This is a genomic window from Halomonas sp. 3D7M (assembly GCF_014897885.1).
Lineage (GTDB): Bacteria > Pseudomonadota > Gammaproteobacteria > Pseudomonadales > Halomonadaceae > Vreelandella.
On record NZ_JABUZF010000027.1, the window covers coordinates 1 to 7,003 of the forward strand.

The 7,003-nt window shown below is 54.5% G+C and carries 10 protein-coding genes; 4 read left to right on the top strand and 6 right to left on the bottom strand.

Features of this window, described 5'->3' with window-relative positions; genetic code table 11:
• Nucleotides 1-291 precede the first annotated feature (291 nt).
• From INT22_RS00570 to INT22_RS00580, 3 genes are read right to left on the bottom strand one after another with little or no spacing between them, the layout of a single operon-like run.
• The gene (locus INT22_RS00570; protein ID WP_193067479.1) at nt 292-774 is read right to left on the bottom strand and encodes a hypothetical protein; all 483 of its coding nucleotides are present in this window, start codon (nt 772-774) and stop codon (nt 292-294) included.
• Nucleotides 771-1,673, bottom strand: coding sequence for a site-specific integrase (locus tag INT22_RS00575; protein WP_193067480.1), 903 nt, complete (start codon nt 1,671-1,673; stop codon nt 771-773). The genes INT22_RS00570 and INT22_RS00575 overlap by 4 nt, the downstream gene beginning before the upstream one ends.
• Nucleotides 1,673-1,966 (bottom strand): hypothetical protein, encoded by a 294-nt coding sequence (locus INT22_RS00580; RefSeq protein WP_193067481.1) that lies wholly within the window; start codon nt 1,964-1,966, stop codon nt 1,673-1,675. The genes INT22_RS00575 and INT22_RS00580 overlap by 1 nt, the downstream gene beginning before the upstream one ends.
• A gap of 1,493 nt (nt 1,967-3,459) precedes the next feature.
• On the opposite strand from INT22_RS00580, the gene INT22_RS00585 reads away from it, so the two are divergent.
• On the top strand, nt 3,460-3,603 hold the full coding sequence (locus INT22_RS00585; protein ID WP_176483447.1) for a hypothetical protein: 144 nt from the start codon (nt 3,460-3,462) through the stop codon (nt 3,601-3,603).
• 51 nt (nt 3,604-3,654) lie between these two features.
• Here INT22_RS00585 and INT22_RS00590 read toward each other — a convergent pair whose 3' ends face one another.
• Nucleotides 3,655-4,062: a hypothetical protein gene (locus INT22_RS00590; protein ID WP_096282445.1), complete on the bottom strand. Its 408-nt coding sequence runs from the start codon at nt 4,060-4,062 to the stop codon at nt 3,655-3,657.
• A gap of 192 nt (nt 4,063-4,254) precedes the next feature.
• Here INT22_RS00590 and relB point away from each other — a divergent pair, with 192 nt between their 5' ends.
• Genes relB through INT22_RS00605 form a run of 3 tightly spaced genes read left to right on the top strand, consistent with a single transcriptional unit; the run spans nt 4,255 to nt 4,963 of the window.
• Nucleotides 4,255-4,479: a type II toxin-antitoxin system RelB family antitoxin gene (relB, locus tag INT22_RS00595; protein WP_193067482.1), complete on the top strand. Its 225-nt coding sequence runs from the start codon at nt 4,255-4,257 to the stop codon at nt 4,477-4,479.
• Nucleotides 4,463-4,729 (top strand): type II toxin-antitoxin system RelE family toxin, encoded by a 267-nt coding sequence (locus tag INT22_RS00600; RefSeq protein ID WP_193067483.1) that lies wholly within the window; start codon nt 4,463-4,465, stop codon nt 4,727-4,729. The genes relB and INT22_RS00600 overlap by 17 nt, the downstream gene beginning before the upstream one ends.
• Before the next feature lie 9 nt (nt 4,730-4,738).
• On the top strand, nt 4,739-4,963 hold the full coding sequence (locus INT22_RS00605) for a hypothetical protein (RefSeq protein ID WP_193067484.1): 225 nt from the start codon (nt 4,739-4,741) through the stop codon (nt 4,961-4,963).
• Between the two features lie 5 nt (nt 4,964-4,968).
• On the opposite strand, the gene INT22_RS00610 is transcribed toward INT22_RS00605, so the two are convergent.
• Together INT22_RS00610 and INT22_RS00615 are read right to left on the bottom strand one after the other, a co-directional pair.
• The gene (locus tag INT22_RS00610) at nt 4,969-5,556 is read right to left on the bottom strand and encodes a hypothetical protein (RefSeq protein WP_193067485.1); all 588 of its coding nucleotides are present in this window, start codon (nt 5,554-5,556) and stop codon (nt 4,969-4,971) included.
• Between the two features lie 476 nt (nt 5,557-6,032).
• Complete coding sequence (locus tag INT22_RS00615) at nt 6,033-6,902, bottom strand: replication initiation protein (RefSeq protein WP_193067486.1); 870 nt, start codon at nt 6,900-6,902, stop codon at nt 6,033-6,035.
• Nucleotides 6,903-7,003 lie beyond the last annotated feature (101 nt).

Genomic DNA, 7,003 nt, shown 5'->3' on the forward strand with positions numbered 1-7,003 from the left:
CGCCCTGGCCTTCGGCCAGCCTAAAAATGACGCGCCAGAGGCGCGGCTGAGGCGGCTTTCGAGGTGCTTCGCACCTGCGCTGCTTGAGTACGACGGGCGCTAACGCGCGAGAAATCGCGCAGGAGCAAAAAAAACCCTGTTGGGCAGTAATGGGGGGGGGTGCAGGCTGAAACGCCTTCTATGCGCCTCACAGGCCGTTCTAGCGATAAAGGCGTAGTCGGTTTACCGTTCGCTGCGCTCACTGCATGCCGCTACGCGGCATCAACTTAAACCTACTCAAGAAGAGCTGCGTCACTTTGCGCGCAATTGGCGTTTCTTGCGCTCCAATGCGTCAATGGAACCAGTTAAACGACGTTTGAGCAGCGCATTTTCTTCGATCAGTTCATTAATTCGCTTTTGCGAGGGGCCAATCAGCGCTTCTGCATCGCGCTTTGCCTGAGCAGCAGCAATCGCTGTGTCATGCGCCTCGCGTTCGGCCTGCTGCGCCTGTCGCTGTTGATGGGCCAGTTCACGCTGTTGGCTGGCTAATGCCTCAGCGGCATCACTCTCTCGGCTGGTGTCACCTATCCAGCCACCCACCACAAGCCCAATCAGGGTAGCCACAGCAACAACCAAAACATAAACCGGCCAACCGGCCCTTAGCGCTGCCCAGCCTGTGATTGAGCGGTAGTCCGCCACCATATAAGCGATGTTGGGGAAACGCTGGTAAGCCAACCAGGCAACGGCGATTAGCCCGAACAGAACCAAAAAGAGTGAGAGGTTTCGCCAGATCATCGCAGATAAACCTCGGTGATGGTGTCGCGGAAATGCCCCATTTCCTGGGAAACAACCTCTAGCGCGTCACGATAACTCAGTCCGTCGCGTTGTAGTTCACCCATACGCTCTTGAGCGTAACTATGGCGAACGCCATGCGCGCCGCTGCTGCGGCCAAGGGCGGCATTGCTGGCCTGGCTAAAGCTGTTCGACCAGCGTTGCCCGCCGCCGATGGCATAGTGCGACTGATAGTAAACGCCGCGATCCGTTATCCGCTGAGGGGCTGCTAATCGAGTGCTTTCAAGACGTTCAGCAAGCGCTCGGGGAATGGCAACTTCTCGACAGAGACCGCCTTTCCCGATGACGGTATAGCGCTCTTGAGCTTCACGAAGCGCGAATTTTTCATCACGCGCAGGACGCTCATTGGGTGGGCGTTCACTGGCGAGGCGAAGTGTGAGCAATTCATGGGCGCGAAGTCCGGCAGCATGGGCAATCTGCGTCGCCAGCGCATTTTTTTCGCCTTGTCGTTCCGCTATGGCGGTAATTTGCTCGCGGGTATAACTACGAGACGATAAGACCTGTTCGCGCTCGCTTTTGACGACAGGTAGACGCTCGTTCTCTGACAGCTTGCCCGTGACATGCTGTTGCATCAGTTGAATGGCTTGCCGTTCTTGATCGAGTGTCTTTTGCCCGACCGCTTCACCACGCTGCTCTAAATAAGCAACCGCTTGGGCGGGGGTGAGGCTGCGGAGATCGCCGCCTTCACGCCCTGCTTTGTGCTCTTGTTTTTGCCATTCAGCAACGTTAGCTAACGCCGATTCGTAGTTGCTGACGCTGCGGACACTTTGAACGATGCTGCCTTGGAGTTGCTGCATGATGCGGCCCGCTTGACGCTCGCCTTTAGCAAACCATACCCCCATTAATGACGACTCCTGTCGACGTCACGCCTATCGAGTGTGCGGCGAAGCCAACGTGAAACCGTGGAGTGGGCGACGCTTAATCGTCGCGGTGGCATTTTCAGCCAGGCTTGGAGATCGGCAGGTCGGGCACCTGTATCGTGCAATGCCAAGAGTTCAGCGGTATAGGTATCGAGCTGGCTGCGTCCTTGCGCATAGGGACGGCGACGCCCTAGCTGTTTCATGCTACGGACGCGCTTTAATTCGTTGGAAGGGTCGAAGTCAGTCAAAGGCCACTCGGTTGTAAGAACTTTCATGCTGGTATCTCCAGCATGATCGCCCGCATGATGGCGGACTGCGGCCCTATTTATCGAATACGTCGAAGCGATGACCTGTTTACTCGCTGTGCCATGCACCGTTAGCCGGATTTATTTGAGAAGCGCGGGCTGTGCGCTTAGTGCTAGCGATGCTGCTAGCCAGTGCCAGGCTGAGCCTGGGGAACCGATTTGCCTGCTGACGTTCGGCAACGTCCTACGCTGTTGAAAGCGCCAGTTTGGTTGCGAGAGTAGGCAAAGCTCTCTGTGCAAAGCACACGTGCTTGGACGGCGAACACTCGAAATCTAGCACGTTAGTATGTGCATGACAAATTGTGCGCTGAATGTGCGCTAAATCTTTGTAAAGCCATTAAGCCTGCTCGCTGGGTAAGTCGCATAGCGATGTACCCAGCGGGCAGGCGCGTATGCGTCTGACCGGTCGCCGGCAGGCGACTCCGACGCCATCGGCGGCGCGTCGCTCGCAGAGAGCGACGATGCACCGCCAGGTGCATCGCCGGCCGTAAAGGTCGGCTAGTCGGCGTTAGCCGACAGTGACGCGCAGAGCGTCACTGTGTGCGGAAAGCACACCGCGTTTCGCTTAGAAACGCAGAGGTTAAGAGCTTTTGGGTCAATGATTTGCAAGCAGACGAAGATTGACGCACAGCTTTTGAAAGGCTATAAACGACGAAACCCCGCCGAGGCGGGGTGTCGGGTTGAAGAGTGCTACCAACACTTTTCAACCGGCGGTTAGAGAGGAACAAGGCTCGTCTAACCAAAGCTGTTCTTGAATTATGGCGCTAAGCCGCCGCTCCTGCAAGCCCTGGAGCCACCAGAACACTATCAAAGCCCTTGTCCTCCTAATCGCGATAGCTACTGCTATAGCGCGTTTTCGCGTGTCCGCTGGTCTGGATTCGAGTTGTTGTCGACCAGTTTGGGCGCAGTAGTTGAGCCGAGACGGGGAATCTCACATACGGTTCAGCGTGCATCGCGCATCACATGCCACAGAGTCGCGATCTGTGGGCACTGGCAAGCGGGAAAGGGGTTTAGACCGGCACCGCAGTAAAAACGCCGTGGAGACGGCCCTGAAAGGGGTAACAGTCAGTCAGTGCAGCAAGTTTATGATGTGTCTAGCCAGCGCGTGAGAGGGGTCAGCGCCCAGCGGGGCGTGCCGATAGTGGCTAGCAAGGCGAACGTATCCTGACTTTTCGCACGTGCGAAAAGTTGGGAGGCGCAAGCCTGCCTTGGAGCGCAGCGGAAAGGCAGGCTTGCGCCTCCCGGTTGGCCTCAATATATACCGATGTTTTCACGCTTTCCCTGCCGTCCCAGTGGCGCCGAATTTTTAATTCGGTGGCGGCTGGGCGGCGAACAAGCGCAGCGCGTTAGTGTCAGTGCATGCGAAGGGTTGATGGTCGGTTCTAACGCGAAAAGTGACTCGCATTAGAACCGACCATCGTTACAATTAACTGATAACCCGTACCACTCTGAGAGGTGTAGGCATGAACTCGATCTCCGTATTTCTAAGCGACAGCCCTGCCATTCTCCCCATCATCTTTGGCGTGCTGGTAGTCTCTATATCGGTGGCTGGTGGCTATGCATATCAAGTCAATAAGGCGATCGATGCGAAGCGTTTAGTTAAGTAAGTTGGAGCTGAAAGCCAGCGTTGAGCATGTACGGTTAAGGTCTGAATTAAACTAGCCCGATGGCGATAGATGCTTATAAACGTCTGATAATAGATCACTATTTTCAGACCCTATCCAAACGTTATCAGCCGCTAAGGGTCCTACAACTCGACTCGGTCCAGATACAGTTTCTCCATCGAAAATCAATTTCACATCCTCCCCGATATTCCCTCGTATCCAGTTATCTAGCTTGTCATAGCATTCTGCTGATTGAATAAAATCCACAGTGATGAAGTCCCGCCCATCCTCGTCCTCATTCATCGACACACTGCGTAAACAACGTGGGGCTATTTCAAATTCATTTGCCTGGGATTTGAAGTACAGGCGGGATTCTGAGTTGGCGTTTGTACTGGCACAAGCGCCAATATTGGCAGCAATGCTGCCCACTGCTAGGCAGGTAAAAATATATTTGAGGTGCATAGGGTGGCCTTAGTCATGACAAACGACATACAGCATAGTGCATACAAATATTGAGAATTAGCCCCTTTAATTCCTACGTTTTAAAACTCAAGATAATGACAATAATCTTGAATTTGTCGTCTTTTGTCCCTGGTTAGAGCATTGATTTCAGTATATGCTATACGTGTATAGCGACCTCCAGGAGAGATCATCATGTTGGCAATACGACTGCCCAGCGACATCGAAGCGCGCCTGGAGGCCTTAGCCAAGGCCACCGGCCGCACCAAGACTTATTACGCCCGTGAAGCCATCCTTGAACATCTCGAGGACCTTGAGGACGTCTACCTGGCTGAGCAGACACTAGAGCGCCTGCGCCGTGGCGAGGAAACCACGCACTCCCTGGACGACGTGGAGCGAGAGCTTGGGCTGGCAAATTGAGCTGACGGGCGCCGCCCAAAAGCAGCTGAAGAAGTTGGGCCATGCTGAAGCCAAGCGTATCCGTGACTATCTGCGCGAGCGAGTTCAGCCGCTTGAGGATCCGCGACAGCTGGGCAAACCGCTCCAGGGTCAGCTGGGCGAGCTATGGCGGTACCGCGTCGGTGACTATCGGTTGGTTGCGCAGATTGAGGACCAGCGGGTATGCGTTCTCGTCGTGCGGATCGGGCACCGGAAAGACGTTTATCACTGAAAGGCGATTATGCGTAAGCTCAGCGATTTAAAACCCGTGTTTACCAGTGAAAGGGTGACTGAGTGGCAGCCCGCGCCTCAGGGGCCGCGCTACCGCTATGAGCGTGATCGGGCCGCGGTCGGGCAAGAAATGACGCCAGGCAGTGAGCAGTACGAGTGGTATGTTCTAGCGAAAAATGATCTGACCAGCGCCAAGCGTAAGGTCTTTGAATTGATTAACCAGGACTACTTGTAGCGTTTCTAGCGCTGCCGTTGTTGCTCAAGCTTAAAAATCTGCTGCCTATCCTGCCGAATCATACTGCGTAGCTGCTCGATCTCCGTTACCAACGCTTCATTGTCTAGTTGTCGAAGTTCACGCACCTGGCGTTTTTTACGTTCCAACGCTTCCACCGAGCCACTTAAACGCCGTTTCAATAGCGCATTCTGCTCGCTCAGCTCGTTTATACGCATTTGTGAAGGGGCAAGCAGGGCCTCAGCGTCGCGCTGCGCCTGAGCCGCCTCTGCGGCCTTTACGCGCGCGTCTTGTTCGAGTTGTTGAGCCTTCGATTGCTGTGCCTTCAGCTTTTCTTGCTGGGTGGCCAGCATCTCGGCGGCATCACGCTCGCGGCTGCTTTCACCCACCCAAGCACCGATTAGCAGACCTATCAGGGCGGCTAGGGACAGAATCAACGCATAGACGGGCCACGCAGCACGCACTGCTGCCCAGCCCAAGCTGGCTTCATAAGTGCCCGTAAGATAAGCAATATTCGGAAAGCGGTCATACGCAAGCCAGGCCAGGCCAGCAACAACTGCTAGGACGACGAAAAGCGCAGTGTTACGTCGGTTCATCGCAGATAAACCTCTGTTATCGAGTCTCTAAAATGCCCCATCTCCTGGGAAACGACTTCTAACGCATCCCGATAGTTGAGCCCATCACGCTGTAATTCCCCCATCCGTTCTTGAGCATAGCTGTGCCGCAGCCCATGTGCCCCGGTCGAGCGTCCCAGCGCACCGTCAGGTGCGGCTGGCCGTTAAGGCCAGTTTGTCGGCGTCAGCCGACAGTGACGCGCAAAGCGTTTCGGAGAAACGCTCCGAGTCGTCGTGTCGTGTCGATTCCAAAACAAAGCCGTTTTGCCGCGGGTTCCCCCCAGTACTGGGGGGAGGTGGGCAAAATCTTTCACTTCCCCCCAATATTGGGGGGAGATGCAGAATCCCCCAATTGGGGGGAAGTGAATTTTATCTTTTTTTTACAAGCTGTTAGGCGTCATTCGCTGACAAAAAACAGGCTGTTTCCTGTCTTCAAAAAAACACGTTGTTTGAAGGCGTCATGAATCAGCAGGTTTTTTACGCGTTTCCAGAAGCCTCAATGCAGCATCTTCGTAGCTCTCTCCAGGGTGGGCATTGGCTTCGATCACAGCCTGAGGAATACCAAAACGAGCGCCTTTACCTTTGGGAGGAAGGGATGTCTCGCTGGTGTGTCGATCGCGACTTTTTTTCTTGGATGATGCTGACGGCTTCTCGCCGAAGGTAAACACCAAATGAGAGACGCGCCGCCCGGTTTTGCGCTGTGACCACTTCACCCACATTGGCGAATGCTCGTTGACCTGTTCTACCGCAGGTTCAATCACCCAGCGCTTAAAGTCAGCTAACCGTCCATAACGACCTTCTAACTGGAAGGCATCACGTAGCCAGCCCATTTCAACTTCTCGCTGGCCTGCCTCACGCCACTGGCAAAGTAATTCATAGAGCCGGATACCATAGGCGCTATCCATATGGGCTACGTCAGCCAGCGCATAGCGGGTGAATTGCTCTGTCAGCTGAGACAGGTAGGGCACCATTGGTTGGCTGAAACGTAGCGCTACAGTCCCTTGATCCTCTTGATAAACAACTTCCTGCACCCAGCGTGTTAGCCGAACCTTGGCCCCTCCCTTCCCATTTGGGGCTTCATGCAGCGTTACTTCGCGCCGAAACAAACGCTCAGCGGCAGCTTTCAAATCGCGATAGGCAGTTTTAACCCCTACTCCAGCGAGGTCGGCTATCTCCTGCGCGGTAACCGTATACAGCTGCTGATCGGTTAAAGGGGCGTCACGCCTTACCTGAGCAATACAGCCTAGAATGATGCGCTGTTCATAGACACTTAGGCGGTAGGACGCCTCGATCAGGGCATTAGATTTGTAGACAAGAGACTTAATCAAATCAGCACCATTTGTGGAGTAATATTAATTACTCAACTTATACCGTCAATCCCTACACCTTTCAACCGTCAATCCCTCCACCTTTAACCGTCAATCCCTCC